The organism is Planktothrix pseudagardhii, assembly GCF_904830925.1.
In the GTDB taxonomy this organism is placed as follows: Bacteria; Cyanobacteriota; Cyanobacteriia; order Cyanobacteriales; family Microcoleaceae; genus Planktothrix; species Planktothrix tepida.
Window position 1 is genome coordinate 2,903,117 of record NZ_LR882967.1, and the last position, 14,700, is coordinate 2,917,816.

A 14,700-nucleotide genomic window follows, 5' to 3' on the forward strand; every position below is an offset into this window, starting at 1 on the left:
AGAAAACCAGGGTTTATGCTATAATTTAAGATTAGGAGATTTCTCGAACTTTAGCTTCTCCGTTGATGACTTCACCCACCAGAATTACATCCGCAACTCCCACAAATAAACCATTTTCTAACACCCCAGGAATATTGTTAATTTCTTTTTCTAATTCGGCGGGATTTTCAATGGCATCAAATTTGACATCGATAACTAAATTTCCTTGATCGGTGACCACTGGCCCTGCTTTTTTGACCCCCATTCTCAAGGTGGGTTTTCCTCCTAATTTTTCCAGGGTTTTCATCACCGGAGTCATCGCTAATGGCATCACTTCAACAGGTAATAAAAACGTTGAGCCGAGTTGATCAACTAATTTAGAACTATCGACCACCACAATAAAAACTTCCGCCAAACTATCGACAATTTTCTCACGGGTATGGGCGGCACCTCCGCCTTTAATTAAATTTTTGTGGGGATCAACTTCATCGGCCCCATCAATGGCAACATCGATCCGATCAACTTCATCTAATGTTGTTAACGGAATGCCATATTCTTTGGCTAATACTGTTGCTTGAAAGGAGGTAGGAATGCCTTTAATATCTTTGAGTTCTCCACTTTTGAGGCGTTCTCCAATATACTGAATGGCATAGGCTGTTGTCGAACCTGTTCCGAGTCCGACGATGGTTCCCGATTTTACTCGATCGGCTGCTGCTTTCCCAACGTACTGTTTCATCAATGTTACGGGATCTTGTTCACTCATTCTAATTTATCCTCAATAAAGGGCTGTTTTGGACAAGGAGCAATTGCAGATTTTACTCCCCGTGATCAGTCTACCGAGTTTGGGTCAATTAGGGAATATAATCAAGAACGTGGGATGAGTCACCATTTGGATCTTGAGCTAAGTCGAGGGTATACCCGACTTAAATCCTATCAAGAGGTGTTGAATATTGATTGGAGAGTTACTTGTGAGTTTAGATGCCGTTTCTGTCTTATTAAAACAAGGAATTCAGCTTAAAGAATTGGGAAATTTAGACGCTGCTATTCATAAATTTAAGCAAGCTTTAGAACTGAATTCTCAAGAGGCAGAAATTTATAAAAGACTGGCGGAAACTTATATTTTAATCGGAAAGGAAGAAGATGGAATTGAAGCTCTCCATCAAGCTCTCAATTTACAACCTCAGTTCTCTTCGGCTTATTTAGGGGTTGGAAATGCCCTTTACACTCAATCTCGTTTTGATTTAGCAATTTGGGCCTATACCCAAGCTTTAGAAATTCAACCGGATTTTATGGAAGCTTATGCTAATTTAGGAAGTATTTATTTTCAGCAAGAACGGTTTGAAGAGGCGTTTTTAAGTTATCAAAAAGCTCTACACATTAATCCGAATCATGGGTTGATTTATTGGATGTTGGGGAACTTACTCAGTAAACAGCAGAAGATTAATCAGGCTATTGATTATTACCAAAAAGCAATCCTTTTTCAACCGCAGCAAGAATTATACTATTTAAGATTAGCTGAAATTTTGCTAAAAATTGATCAAGTTAATCTTGCTATTGATTGTTATAAAAAAGCCATTGAAATTAATCCCCAACAAGCCTTTGCTCATCAGGAACTTGATCGACTGCTTCAGTTTAAGTTTCAGGAAGAAAAAGACGTTCAGGAGAATAGTCCGGGGTTTTATGAAGGGGGAGTAGAATTAGCAAGTTCTGGACTAGAAACACAACTAAAATATCAATCCGAGTCGAATATTAAAGCGAGTTTAATTACGTCGGGAAGTGAACAGTTTTTGGTAGAAAATTCCCTGGAAAAAGTCAGGGGAAATCCCGAAGCAGAACAGTATAAAAATCAAGCTGAAATCTTGATAAATCAAGGCTTGTTTGATCAAGCACTCGCCCTTTGTCATCGAGCTTTAAAACTTCAACCTGACTATTTACCAGCCTATTTAACATTAGGAAATACCTTACACTTTCAAGGAAAAATTGAAGCTGCCTTGCGCGCTTATTCTTTAGCTTTAGAACTGCAACCTAATTTTCCCGAAATTCACGCTAATATTGGAACCATGTTGTTTAAAATGCAACGTTGGGATCAAGCAATTGCGAGTTATGAAAAAGCCTTAGACCTTAATCCGAATTTAGCGGCGGTTTACTGGAATTTAGGGAAAGTTTTTCAAACAGTTGGTCGAGTAGATGAATCAATTAGTGCTTGGCAAAAGGCTTTAGAATTACAACCGAATTTAGTCGAAGCGGAATTTAACTTTGAATTTGGGAATAGTTTAGCCCGTCGAGGATTATGGGAGGAGGCAATTCAAAGCTATCAACGGGCGATTGCTTTAAAACCTAATTGGGCTGAAATTTATTCTAATATGGCAAGCGTGCGATCGCAACAAGGGCAAGAAAAAGAAGCCATCCAATTATATTACAAATCCATTGAATTGAACCCCGATTTGCCCCAACCCCATCTTTATTTGGGTCATATTTTCTCTAATACACAGGAAGCAGAAAAGGCAATCTATCACTATCAACAAGCGATTAAACTCAAACCTGATTCAATGGATAGTTATGCAAATCTGGCGAATCTTTATGCTCGGATCGGTCGTGTAGAAGCTGCAATTCAAAACTTTGAACAAGCCTTAGCGATTCAACCCAATTGGGCTGAAATTCATTGTAGATTAGCTCATATTCGCAAACATGATCAACCCGCAGAAGCCATTATTAATTTAGAAAAAGCAATTGAACTTAAACCCGATTTTACAGAAGCTTATCAACAGTTATGTGATTTACTCAGTCATTCCACGAATTTAGCGAAAGCGCGTGAAATGTCAGATTTATATTGTCAAAGATGTGGAGATCAAGTTCCGATTTTATCGGCAATTGCCTATATTTTTGCTTATAGCCAGTCGGGAGCTTGTCAACAAGCTTTAGATAAACTCTTAGAATTAGAAAAAATTTGTTATCAAGCTCCTGATAAAATCAACATTTCAGAAGCAATTATTCTGTATGAGATTTTGCTGTTTACCCTATCTCACTTGCGAGATTCTGTCGAAAAAAATGCCCAATTTTATCGATTAATTGCCCAACAATATTATAAATATCGCTTCCGTGATGTTTCATCCCCTCAATATGCTTTTGTCCCTTCCAAAACCATCTCTAAATCTCTAAAAATCGGATTTATTTCTAAACACTTCCGCCGCCATTCTGTAGGATGGTGTAGTGAAGCCTTGATTCGAGAATTGTCTTTGATTTCTCCCAATATTTATCTTTATGTGACCGGACAGTTACCGATAGATGAAGTTACCCAACGATTTGAACAAATCGCCACCCAATGTTATTGGCCAAAAGCTTATCCAAATGGATTTGCCTCAGCCGAAGAAATATCCGCAGAAATCCTCAAAGATCAGTTAGATATTTTAGTCGATTTGGATTCAATGACAGTTCCGACTAACGTGCAAATTTTATATCGCCGACCCGCCCCAGTTTGTGTATCTTGGTTAGGATTTGATGCACCGTATATTTCCCCAGATAACTATTTTTTCTGTGATCAATATACCCATCCCCAAGGTATTGAAAAACATTACCTAGAACAGTTAATCCGTTTACCTCATACTTCCGTTGCTTTAGAACCCTTTAAAAGTCGTCCCGTAGATCGAGAGGCTGTTAGAAATAGTTTAAATATTCAATCTGAGCAAATGGTGTATTTATGTGTAGCACCGGGACGAAAAATTAATCAAGAAATGATTGAAGCTCAAGTAAAAATTCTCAAGAATGTTCCTCAGAGTGTACTCCTTCGTAAAGGTCAAGGGGATAATAACTTAATTCGAGAACTGTATCATCAAGTTTGTGAGGAATACAATGTTGATAAAAGTCGTTTAATTTTTATTGGGTTAACGAAAACTGAAGAAGAACATCGAGCAATTTATTATGTGGCGGATGCCTTATTAGATTCCTATCCTTATAATGGTGGAACCCATAATTTAGAAGCCTTATCTGCCAATTTACCCGTCGTGACTCGTGCGGGTGAACAGTATCTTTCTCGCATGGGTTATTCGTTTTTAAAAGCGGTTAATTTGGATTTTGGAATTGCTTGGAGTTGGGAAGAATATACAGAATTAGGCATCCGATTAGGGTTAGATAAAAATTTACGCCATCAAATTCAATCCCACTTAATTCAATCTCAAAGCCCTGAATCTTTAGCCCCCTTATGGAATCCTAAAAAATTAGCTCAGGAAATGTATCTCATTTTTGAGACATTGTATCGCCATTCTTGATTATAGTAGAAACTTATTACTCATGACTAATTGAGGGCTATACAATAGCAATCACGCCCTTGTTGTTTAGCATTGTACAACGCTTCATCTGCGAGTTGAATTAAGTAATCCGGTTGAATTGTTGCGTTGGGAATTAGGGATGCAATTCCTAAACTCACGGTGACAAATTCTTTCACGCCCGACCGTTGATGAGGAATGGCTAAATGGAAAATCATACGCTGAATCCGTTTTGCTACATTGATGCCAACTTGTACATTTGCATTGGAGAGGAGGATGACAAATTCCTCACCTCCGTAACGGGCTACAAGGTCAATGGAACGCCGCAAATCGAGGTGACGAGTATATTGATAAACTGCTTGTGCAATTTTGAATAGACAATCATCCCCAGCTAGATGACCGTAATGGTCGTTATAAGCTTTAAAGCTATCGAGATCAAACATAATTAAGGTTAATGGCCGTTGTTGTTTTTCCAAAGCCTCCCATTCTTTTTGCAAACAAGCATCAAAACAGCGACGGTTAGCCACTTGAGTTAAACTATCCAGATTGGCCAGTTGATATAATTTTTGATTGGCTTCTTGAAGGGCGAGTTCCGCTTTTTTTCGGCTAGTAATATCACGGATAGTAATCGAAAAACCATCTCCTAATTTAACAGCAACAAAGTGATACCAGTAAGATTCTCCAAAGGGATAATAAATATCTTGTTCTAAAGATTCACCTGTCTCGACAATTCTCACAAACCGATAAAATAGTTCCGGTTGAATGCGGTTAAGAAGTTTTTTGAGAATTATTTTACCCATCATTTCATCACGAGTGCGTTCAAAGACTTTAGCCAAGACCGGGTTAACAACTAAGCAACGAAAATCTTTAATCATTCCTGTTTCTGGTTCCCGTACCGCTTGCAATGCGGCAATTCCATCTAGGGAACTATTTAATATACTCGATAAAAGTGCTCTGGATTGATAGAGAATCTCCTCAGCTTCCTGACGCTTAATAATTTCGGCTTCCAAAAGTTGTTTTTGTCGTTGAATGGTTAACTGACTTTCTAAACGAGCTACGACTTCTTCCACCTGAAAGGGTTTGGTAATATAGTCTACTCCACCCGCTTGAAAGGCTTTTACTTTATCAAAAACATCATTTAAGGCACTAATAAAAATGACGGGAATATGGCATAAATTTTCATCAGCTTTTAAGGCTTCACAAACTTGATAACCATCCATTTCTGGCATTTTAACATCTAAAAAAATCACATCGGGTTGTTTGAATCTCACCGTTTTAAGAGCCATTCGCCCACTGGTGACACTGCGGACAGTATAGCCAAGTTGAATTAGTAAATCGCTTAATAGCTGTAAATTTTCTGGAAGATCATCGACGAGGAGGATATTTCCTTTCATTGGGGGTGAAAGCTCAGGATTCATGATTAATCAGGGGTTCAATTAATTCAACTATTTGCTCGAATTGAAATTTCCGCACAAGTTGTGTTAAGGATTGTATCAGAAAAATCTGGGTGTTGGGAATTTCTGTAATTAATTCCATCACAACTTGGCCATCAGCTTCAAGTGCTGATTTATACAATTTATCAATCCAATCTTGAGACATGATGTTTAAATCATCAGTAGTCAATTTAACGTTTAACTTATTATTTAAAATGGCTTGTGTTTCCTCATAAATATACTGAACTCCTAAATGTTTAGTCAAGGATTCAAAAATCCTTTGTTCTGTAAAGGGTTTACGAATAAAATTATCACATCCGGCTGAGAGGACAATGGCTTTTTCTTCTTCTAATACACTCGCAGTTACAGCAATAATCGCTGTAGCATTACCTTTTGTTGTGGATTTAATATATTTAGTCGCTTCATAACCATCCATCACAGGCATTCGCATATCCATGAAGATTAAATGGGGTTCCCACTCATTCCAAATTGCGATCGCTTCTAGCCCATTTCTAGCTTCTTTTAACTCAAATCCCAAGGGTTCTAAAAGTTTAATTAATAATTTACAATTAATTTCTTTATCATCAACGGTCAGAATTTTATAGGTCGGCTGACCCGGTATTAATCCTAATACTTTTTGTCGGGTTTCTGTCGGTTCATTCTTAATATATTGACCCAGTTTTGCCTGGATTGTAAATCTAAAGGTTGTGCCTTTTCCTAATTCACTTTCTACAGAAATATCTCCCCCCATTAATTGCACAAATTTACGACTAATAGTTAATCCTAAACCCGTCCCTTCTTGCTTTTCTTTTCCGGCTTGGGCTTGGGTGAAGGCTTCAAAGAGTTTCGGTAATTCCGCCTGGGAAATTCCCACTCCCGTATCGCGGATTTTAAAAGTTAAGGTAATCACGTCCGTTGAGTCTTCTTTATCCTCAAAAACGGTTAAACTAATACCCCCTTGAGACGTAAATTTAATTGCATTGCTGAGTAAATTAATTAACACCTGACGCAATTTAACGGCATCAGTACAGATATAGCGAGGAAGGGTTTCACTGCGTTGAAAGATTAACTTTAATCCGGCATTAATCGCTCGTAAATCTAGCATATCTTCTAAATCATCTAATAACTGATACAAATCAAAATGATTCAGATTTAGGCTGGTTTTTCCCGCTTCGATTTTAGACAAATCTAAAACATTATTAATCAGAGTTAATAGATATTCACCACTCCGATAGATAATTCCGGCGTTTTCATATTGTTCAGAGGGAAGATTAGGACTTCTAATCATTAATTGAGAAAAGCCTAAAATCGCATTCAAGGGCGATCGCAATTCGTGACTCATATTAGCAATAAACGTACTTTTAGCTTGATTAGCAACTTCGGCTTTTTCTTTAGCAATCACTAATTCTGCGGTGCGTTCTTCTACGCGATGTTCTAAGGTTTCAAAAGAGGTTTGTAACTGAAAAGCCATGTCATTAAAGGAATCGGCTAGAGTCTCGATCTCGGAAACTCCCTCGATCTCAACAACCTGACTCAATTCACCATTAGCGATCGCTCTACTTGCTTGACTCAATCGCTTAATCGGTTTAGCAATCAAATTTGATGTAATAATTCCTAATACTGTAGCGAGAATTAAAGTTAAGAAACAAAGTAAAATAGTGGTCTGGGTATTAGCTTGAATTTCTCCTAGAAATTCAGATTCTGGGATGACTATCACGACCACCCAATCCAAACCATATTGATCTCGGTAGGGGATGACACGAACAAAAGGATTGTGAGCTAAATTAGGGCGGAGTGATTGCGGTTTATTGATGGCATTTAAACTACCAAATCCTTTGATTAACTCCCCAGTCAAATCACGAATGACTGTTTCACGACTATTGATAGCTGCCAAACGTTGCCCTTTGTTATTCACGACCAAGATAGGAGATTCATCTTCTGAACTCGCCACAATCAATCCTGAACGCTCCATGATAAAAATATGACCAGAACTTGTTTTATTAAGTTTTTTGAGAAACTGACTAATCTGAAGGAGATCGAGATCAATACCAAATACCCCAAGCAAATTATTTTGGGAGCTATAAACGGGAGTGCTTGCTGAGATACTGAGAACATTCGACGCAACTGTCCAAGAATAAATCGAAGTCCAGATTGGTTTGCCCGCTTTCACCGCATCCAAGTACCAGAGACTATCAATTTGAGAAATCGCAACTGTATTAATTAATTTTAGTCGATTCGCTTGCTTGTCAACCAAGTAATATCGATACTTATTGGGTTCAGATGGGAGAGTTTCTGAAATTTCTAACACATTACCTGCCGGATCTCCATAACCTGCACCAATATATCCTCCTTCCTTACTACCAAAGTTAATATAGGTAAAACCAAATAATTGCTGCTGACGACAGAAATATTTACCCATAGCCTTAAAATCATTCAAGTTTAAGATTCCTGACTCAAAAGCCTCCACATTCATTTGGTTGATTTCTTGAGCTTTTCCCATGTAACTATTAAGATATTGCTCAATACGATTACTCGTCTCTGTCATTAATTTATCAGCCAGGTTCTCAACAGCGTGCTGTCCACTGCGGTAAGAAAGATAGCCGACTAAACCCACTGCGCCCACAATTTGCAACACAAAGGGGAAAATTAACACAAATCTCAGGGGAATTTGTCTGTTTTTTTTGACGGTCTTCGAGCGAAGGTTAATCATGGTTTATTAAAGGCTCGGTTAATTCAATTATCTGCTCAAATTGAAATTTACGCACAACCTTTGTTAGAAATTGGGTGAGATCAATCTCGGTAGCCGGAATTTCTTCAATTAATTCCAAAACTTGGGTAGAGTTTGCTTCTAATGCAGCTTCATAGAGTTGATTAATCCATTCAGGGGACATAATTTTTAAATCCTCTGAAGTTAACTTTAGTTTGGGACTACTCCTTAAAAGAGTTTGTGTTTCTGCATAAATATACTCCACTCCTAAATGTTTCCCTAAAGCCTCAAAAATGGTATATTCTGTAAAGGGTTTACGGAGAAAATCATCACATCCGGCTGAGAGAGTAATCGCTTTTTCTTCTTCTAAAACACTGGCTGTTAACGCAATAATGGCAGTCCCATTGCCTTTAGTTGTGGATTTAATATATTGAGTGGCTTCATAACCATCCATCACAGGCATTCGCATATCCATCCAAATTAAATGGGGTTCCCATTCTTCCCATATTGCGATCGCTTCAATTCCATTACTCGCTTCTTTTACCTCAAATCCTAAAGGTGAAAGTAATTTAATTAGTAATTGACGATTAATTTCTTTATCATCAACCGTCAGAATTTTATAGGTGGGTTGACCGGGAGCTAAAGCCAGAACTTGAGGGTGTTTTTCTGGAGTTTTACTCACAATTTCTTGACCTAATTTAGCTTGAATATAAAATTGAAAGGTTGTGCCTTTTCCTAATTCACTTTCTACAGAAATATCTCCTCCCATTAATGAGATAAATTTGCGACTAATGGCTAACCCTAAACCCGTTCCTTCATTGCATTTCTTTCCCGCTTGAGCTTGAGAAAAAGCATCAAACAGCTTGGGTAATTCTTCGGGTGCTATTCCGACTCCCGTATCACAAATAGAAAAATGAAGATTAAAAATATCGATTGTTTCTTGATCTCCCTGAAAGACAGAGAGTGTAATTTGACCATCTAAGGTAAATTTAATGGCATTACTAAGTAAATTGATGATCACCTGACGCAGTTTAACTTCATCGGTATAGATATAATGAGGAACATTTTCATCTCGAATAAATATCAGTGTTAAACCCGCAGATACAGCGCGTAGATGCAACATATTTTCTAAATCATCTAGGAGGTAATACAGATCAAAATATCGAGGATTCAAGGTGGTTTTTCCGGCTTCTATTTTTGATAAATCCAGAATATTATTAATCAGGGTTAGTAAATATTCTCCACTGCGATAGATAATGTCTGCATTCTCATATTCTTCTGGACTAACTGCCGACTTTCTTAAGATCAATTGGGAAAAACCTAGAATAGCATTCAAAGGCGATCGCAATTCATGGCTCATATTGGCAATAAAGGTACTTTTGGCTTGATTGGCAACTTCGGCTTTTTCCTTAGCAATTTCTAATTCTGCGGTGCGTTCATATACCCGATTTTCTAAGGTTTCAAAAGCAGTTTTTAACTGAATCGCCATACTATTAAATGAATCGGTAAGACTTGTTACTTCAGTAATACCTTGAAGTTTGATATCCTGAATCCCGTTATTTTTTTCTGGGGTTAAATATTGCCATTCACCCTTTGCGATTGCCTGACTTGCTCGATTTAAACGGAGAATTGGATGAGTAATCCATCGAGCGGTGAGAATACCAATAGCTGTAGTCAGGAGTAAGGTAATAAGAGAGAGTAAAACTGTTAATTTGGCATTAGCCTGAATTTCTGCCATAAAGTCAGAGTCTGGGAGAGCTACGACTAACAACCAATCTAAACCATATTGATCTTGATAAGGCTTAATGTGAACAAACAGCGTTTTCCCCTTCAAGGGAACTTGGAAGTTAAAATCAGTTTTAATTTGGTTAAGATCGCCATATTGTTGTTGCAGTTGATGGGTGATTATCCTTGTCCAAGGGTTCTGACTCTGGGTAGCACTTAAGCGGATTAACTTTCCCGTGGCATCTTTCAAATAGGGAGTTTCTAACGTTGATGTAGCGACAAGATCGCCCTGACGATCAATAATAAATGTTTGTCCTGAAGTCGAGAATTTGAGATTATTTAAAAAGGTTCCGATTCCATCTAATATAATGCCACTATTAAAAACACCTTGAAGTTTTTTCCCATTATCATAAACAGGAAATATCGCATTAATCCCTAATGTTTTTGGCACTTTGTAAACAATAATCGGCGACCAAGTTTGTTTTTTAGCTGCAATTGCCGCCAGATACCAATCGGTTTGCAGTACATTAACGGGTTTCACATAGCTCAATTTCCTACCTCTACCTTGATGATCAACGAGATAATATTTCCGTTTTGTGACATCTGGAAGGTTGACTTGGTTTAAGATGAATGCACCTTGTTTGAGATTTTCTCCAGAAAGCTGATTGGCTTGTGCAAGTAATTCCCGACTGAGAAGGCGATAGTAGTTTATCTGTTCTCCCTGTTCATTAGCGAAGCCATTAGATGAAAGGGAAGGAGAGAGTTTGATCTGTTGCCAAAGATGCTGACGTAGTTGCTCAAAATCTTTGATATTAAGGCTACCCTGTTGAAAAATATCATAATTTAGAGCGACTATTTGCTGTTGAATTTGCAGGGAGGTATTCAGGTGATCATGTATTCGTTTTGTTACCTGATTCATCACCTGATTGGCTAAGTTTTCTACCGCTTGTTGTCCACTCTGATAAGACAAATAACCCACTAATCCCACAGCACCGACAATTTGCAACACAAAGGGGACAATTAACACTAATCTCAGGGAAATTTGTCGGTTTTTTTTAGCTGTTTTGGGGTCAGGGTTAATCATGGTTTATTAAAGGCTTAGTTAAGTCAACGATCTTTGTAGTGAGGGCTTTAGCCCTCTTTTGGCCCTTTAGGGCTTACTACAAGGGTTTTTGACCGGGAACTCCAACATTTCGCGGGTATTGTTTAGGCGTATATTTTACTTTTTTAATCGATACACAGTGGCGAACACTGTTAGTTAAAGGGGTGGTAAATTCATCAACAGATTCGATGATTCCCCCTAATTGTTTCACCGTGAATGTTAACTGTTTTTCTTCTTCCGTTGTCCAGTGACCTCGATAGAGTATTCCTAATCCTCCAATCTTTAATAAAGGCAGAGCATATTCAGCAGAAACGGATGGCGGAGCAACGGCTCTTAACAAAGCCAACTGATAGGATTCTCGATGTTTAGGATGTTGACCCAGAGCTTCTGCTCGACCCACCCAAGGAATTGTATTTTTGATATTTAATTGCTCTAAAATTGTTGTTAAGGCGGTAATTTTCTTGCGAGTTGAATCTAATAACGTCACAGAACAATCCGGTAATACTAAAGCCACAGGTATTCCGGGGAAGCCTCCCCCTGTGCCAATATCAATAATTTTATCACCGGGATGGGCAGGAATTTTACCCGATAATACGGGGGCAATTCCGCGTAGAGAATCCCATAAATGTTTTTCCCAAAATTCTTCAGGTTCAGTTAAGCGAGTTAAGTTCAGTTGTTGATTAAACTCCAGAATTAACTCAAATAATTGTTGAAATAAATCCTGTTGTGCAGGAGTAGGTTGCCAATTTAATGTATCCTGCCAAATTGCAGTCAGTTCGGGTAACTTAGGGAAGGAAGTTTGATTCATAATTTATCAAAAATTAAGCTTTTGGAGAAGCTACTATTTTTTGTTGGTCTTGCATTACCATTGTCTTCAAATCTAGGGGAGCTAAATGACCGTGTTGTAATGACCAACAACAATCTGCAAGATTCAACAATTCTCTAGCATCATGGGTGACAATTAATAACGTCCAATGTTTTTTTAATTTTCCTAATAAATTAATTAATTGTTGTCGCATTGACCAGTCTAAACCCGCCGTTGGTTCATCTAACATTAAAATATGAGGTTGGCGAATTAATTGTACCGCTAAGGCTAGACGTCTTTGCTGTCCACCACTGAGGGAATGGGGAGCAACTTGTAACGATAAATGGCTGAGTCCTACTTCATCTAACGCTTGATGAACCTGCTCTGAACCTAACTCTGGATGACCTAAGCGTAACTCATCTAAAATTGTGCCGCCACAAAAATGTCGTTCTGGAAATTGAAACACTAAACCCGCAAGCTGTTGTAAGTGTTCCGAGGTTAATTCTTGCTCCCGCCAGCAAATATTTCCCTTCGTTTTTTCAGCTAAACCCGCTAAAATTTCCAGTAATGTACTTTTTCCCGAACCACTAGGCCCAATAATGAGTCCCATTTGCTGCGGTGCCAGTTCTAAGTTGACCTGCGCTAAAATCGGGTTGTCACTAGCGGCGGGATGATAAACTAAATTTTTGATATAAAGCATCACAAACAGAAGACCAATAAAATGAGAATTTGAGCCGAAAAAACAAAGCAAGAGGAAATGCTTAATGCCCAATACCCTTAATTTAGATTATAACACAATCAGTAGATTATTTTTATCAGTTCTTGCAAATAAATCTGGGTTTCCCCTTGCCGAAAGCAGAGAAAAAAATTAAGATTTATACAAAACAGATGGCAATATCATCCCAGCTTGGCTCTGATTGAACATTCCGTTTTAACTTGGATAATAGGATGAACATTATGATCAATTCTTCTCGGTGTAAAGCTCAGAAATTTCCCTTAATGATTAGACAGGTTTTCTGGGGAATGAGTGCCAGTTTGATTACATTCAGTTCAGGGATAAATCCCAGTTTGGCGGCTGATCCGTTTCGCACAACCGATCCGCGTCCCATCGGAAGCCAAACAGAAACTGCATTTAAAGCAATGTTTGAGCGAGGGAATTATAAGGAAGCTCAACAAGTTTTAGAAAAAGCGAAATTACAAGAACCCAATGAACCCTTAGTCTATGCACTCTTGGCTTCTTTAGCTTACCAAGATCAAGATTTTAATGCTTTAAAAACCTATAGTGATCAAACCTTAGCATCGGCTAAACTCTTAAGTACAAAAGACCCTTTACGCGGTAATCTTTATATTGCAGTCGGTTTATTTTTACAAGGGGGTCATACCATCGTCACGGAAGGCACATTAAAAGGTGCTCCTAAAGCCTTAAATCAATTACAAGAGGTATTAAAATCCTTAAATGTTGCTGAAAAAATTAATCCTCAAGATCCCGAATTAAACTTAATTCAAGGCTATATGGATTTATTATTATCCTTGAATCTTCCCTTTTCTGACTCCCAAAAAGCTATTAAAAAACTTGAACAACAAGCTAAACCTAGTTACTTAGCTTATCGGGGAATTGCCATTGGCTATCAAAATTTAGGTCAATATGATCAAGCCTTAAGTTATACCGAAAAAGCTTTATCTGAAGCTCCAAACCATCCAGAAGTATTATATCTGAAAGCCCAAATCTTAGCAGAACAGGGAAAGAAACTCAAAGCAAGCAATCAAACTCTAATTCCCTCCCAGTTACAGGAAGCCAAGCAATATTTTACCCAAGCTTTAAACCAATCTGATCAACTTCCTAAACGATTAGTCGCTCAAATCTTTTATGAACAATGCAAAAATCTAAACCGCATTGATAATCAAGGACGACCTTGTGATCCGTTGCGCGATAAAATTAAAGATGCTAATGGTCTTTGGGGGCCAACTGCCAATCAATTACCACCTTTATAACCATTTATTCTTATGGAAGTTTTGTTTAGAGAATGTAATCCTTTTGATATTTGGATTTGGCTACAATTTCAAACCGTTCCCTCCCGCAGTGAACGGGATTATATTGAGGAAGTGTTTGATTCATGGTTTCTATTAGGAAAAATGGGAGGATTTAATGCAGAAAATCTACAGGTTCAAGATACTGGAATTGACTTAAGTTATCTGACCTACGATGATGCCATTGTTGATAATAGTATGATGGCACTGATGCACAATATGGGAGAAATTGAATATCAGGGAGTTTGGGCACGTTGTTGGTTTGATTTAGGAACCAGTGATGCTTTTGCTCTCGATGTTTTAATCAATGCTTTTCGCCAATTAAGCCAAGAATATGTAATCATTGAAAAACTTATTATTGGCGGTGAAAATGAAGATTGGCCGATAGAAAAAGACGTTTATCAATCCAGTGTAGCTGATTATAATTAATCAGTTATCAGTTATCAGTTATCAGTTATCAGTTATCAGTTGTTAGACGGGGGTGGAGCCTAGGAGAGCCTTCGCAAGCTCAGGACTCCGCCCTGAGTGCGTCTGTACAAAAGTTAATAATTTAGTTAATAATTTCCCCCTTCCCCCTTCCCCCTCCCCTTGTCCCCTCATCCCCTCATCCCCTCATCCCCTCATCCCCTCATCCCCTCATCCCCTCATCCCCTCATCCC

Annotated in this window: 9 protein-coding genes; 3 read left to right on the plus strand and 6 right to left on the minus strand. The window is 38.2% G+C overall.

Annotated elements, in window-relative coordinates; genetic code table 11:
- Window positions 1–31 precede the first annotated feature (31 nt).
- Window positions 32–742 (minus strand): ribose-5-phosphate isomerase RpiA, encoded by a 711-nt coding sequence (rpiA, locus tag NMK36_RS12255; protein WP_072721508.1) that lies wholly within the window; start codon window positions 740–742, stop codon window positions 32–34.
- Window positions 743–947: 205 nt separating this feature from the next.
- On the opposite strand from rpiA, the gene NMK36_RS12260 reads away from it, so the two are divergent.
- Window positions 948–4,244, plus strand: coding sequence for a tetratricopeptide repeat protein (locus tag NMK36_RS12260; protein ID WP_254173833.1), 3,297 nt, complete (start codon window positions 948–950; stop codon window positions 4,242–4,244).
- Between the two features lie 26 nt (window positions 4,245–4,270).
- Here the strand turns inward: NMK36_RS12260 and NMK36_RS12265 are convergent, their stop codons facing one another.
- From NMK36_RS12265 to NMK36_RS12285, 5 genes are all read right to left on the minus strand, one after another.
- Window positions 4,271–5,659, minus strand: coding sequence for a diguanylate cyclase domain-containing protein (locus tag NMK36_RS12265; RefSeq protein ID WP_254173834.1), 1,389 nt, complete (start codon window positions 5,657–5,659; stop codon window positions 4,271–4,273).
- Window positions 5,649–8,384, minus strand: coding sequence for an ATP-binding protein (locus NMK36_RS12270; RefSeq protein WP_254173835.1), 2,736 nt, complete (start codon window positions 8,382–8,384; stop codon window positions 5,649–5,651). The genes NMK36_RS12265 and NMK36_RS12270 overlap by 11 nt, the downstream gene beginning before the upstream one ends.
- Window positions 8,377–11,190, minus strand: a complete 2,814-nt coding sequence (locus tag NMK36_RS12275; protein ID WP_254173836.1) for an ATP-binding protein — start codon at window positions 11,188–11,190, stop codon at window positions 8,377–8,379. Before NMK36_RS12275 ends, NMK36_RS12270 begins: the two co-directional genes overlap by 8 nt.
- Window positions 11,191–11,266: 76 nt before the next feature.
- Window positions 11,267–12,016 (minus strand): 16S rRNA (guanine(527)-N(7))-methyltransferase RsmG, encoded by a 750-nt coding sequence (gene rsmG / locus NMK36_RS12280; protein WP_072721499.1) that lies wholly within the window; start codon window positions 12,014–12,016, stop codon window positions 11,267–11,269.
- A 13-nt stretch (window positions 12,017–12,029) separates the two neighbouring features.
- The gene (locus NMK36_RS12285; RefSeq protein ID WP_072721497.1) at window positions 12,030–12,713 is read right to left on the minus strand and encodes an ABC transporter ATP-binding protein; all 684 of its coding nucleotides are present in this window, start codon (window positions 12,711–12,713) and stop codon (window positions 12,030–12,032) included.
- A gap of 257 nt (window positions 12,714–12,970) precedes the next feature.
- Here NMK36_RS12285 and NMK36_RS12290 point away from each other — a divergent pair, with 257 nt between their 5' ends.
- Window positions 12,971–14,005 carry a Sll0314/Alr1548 family TPR repeat-containing protein gene (locus NMK36_RS12290; protein WP_072721495.1) on the plus strand — a complete coding sequence of 345 codons (1,035 nt, stop codon included), beginning with the start codon at window positions 12,971–12,973 and terminating at the stop codon, window positions 14,003–14,005.
- A gap of 12 nt (window positions 14,006–14,017) precedes the next feature.
- Entirely contained in the window at window positions 14,018–14,470 is a 453-nt protein-coding gene (locus NMK36_RS12295; protein WP_072721494.1) for a DUF3531 family protein, read from the plus strand.
- Window positions 14,471–14,700: the final 230 nt, after the last annotated feature.

Bases quoted from the DNA above. Each gene is read 5' to 3' on its own strand.
- NMK36_RS12290 (WP_072721495.1), top strand. From the start codon at position 12,971: ATGATCAATTCTTCTCGGTGTAAAGCTCAGAAATTTCCCTTAATGATT.
- NMK36_RS12265 (WP_254173834.1), bottom strand. From the start codon at position 5,659: ATGAATCCTGAGCTTTCACCCCCAATGAAAGGAAATATCCTCCTCGTC.
- rsmG (WP_072721499.1), bottom strand. From the start codon at position 12,016: ATGAATCAAACTTCCTTCCCTAAGTTACCCGAACTGACTGCAATTTGG.
- NMK36_RS12285 (WP_072721497.1), bottom strand. From the start codon at position 12,713: ATGCTTTATATCAAAAATTTAGTTTATCATCCCGCCGCTAGTGACAAC.
- NMK36_RS12295 (WP_072721494.1), top strand. From the start codon at position 14,018: ATGGAAGTTTTGTTTAGAGAATGTAATCCTTTTGATATTTGGATTTGG.
- NMK36_RS12275 (WP_254173836.1), bottom strand. From the start codon at position 11,190: ATGATTAACCCTGACCCCAAAACAGCTAAAAAAAACCGACAAATTTCC.
- NMK36_RS12270 (WP_254173835.1), bottom strand. From the start codon at position 8,384: ATGATTAACCTTCGCTCGAAGACCGTCAAAAAAAACAGACAAATTCCC.
- rpiA (WP_072721508.1), bottom strand. From the start codon at position 742: ATGAGTGAACAAGATCCCGTAACATTGATGAAACAGTACGTTGGGAAA.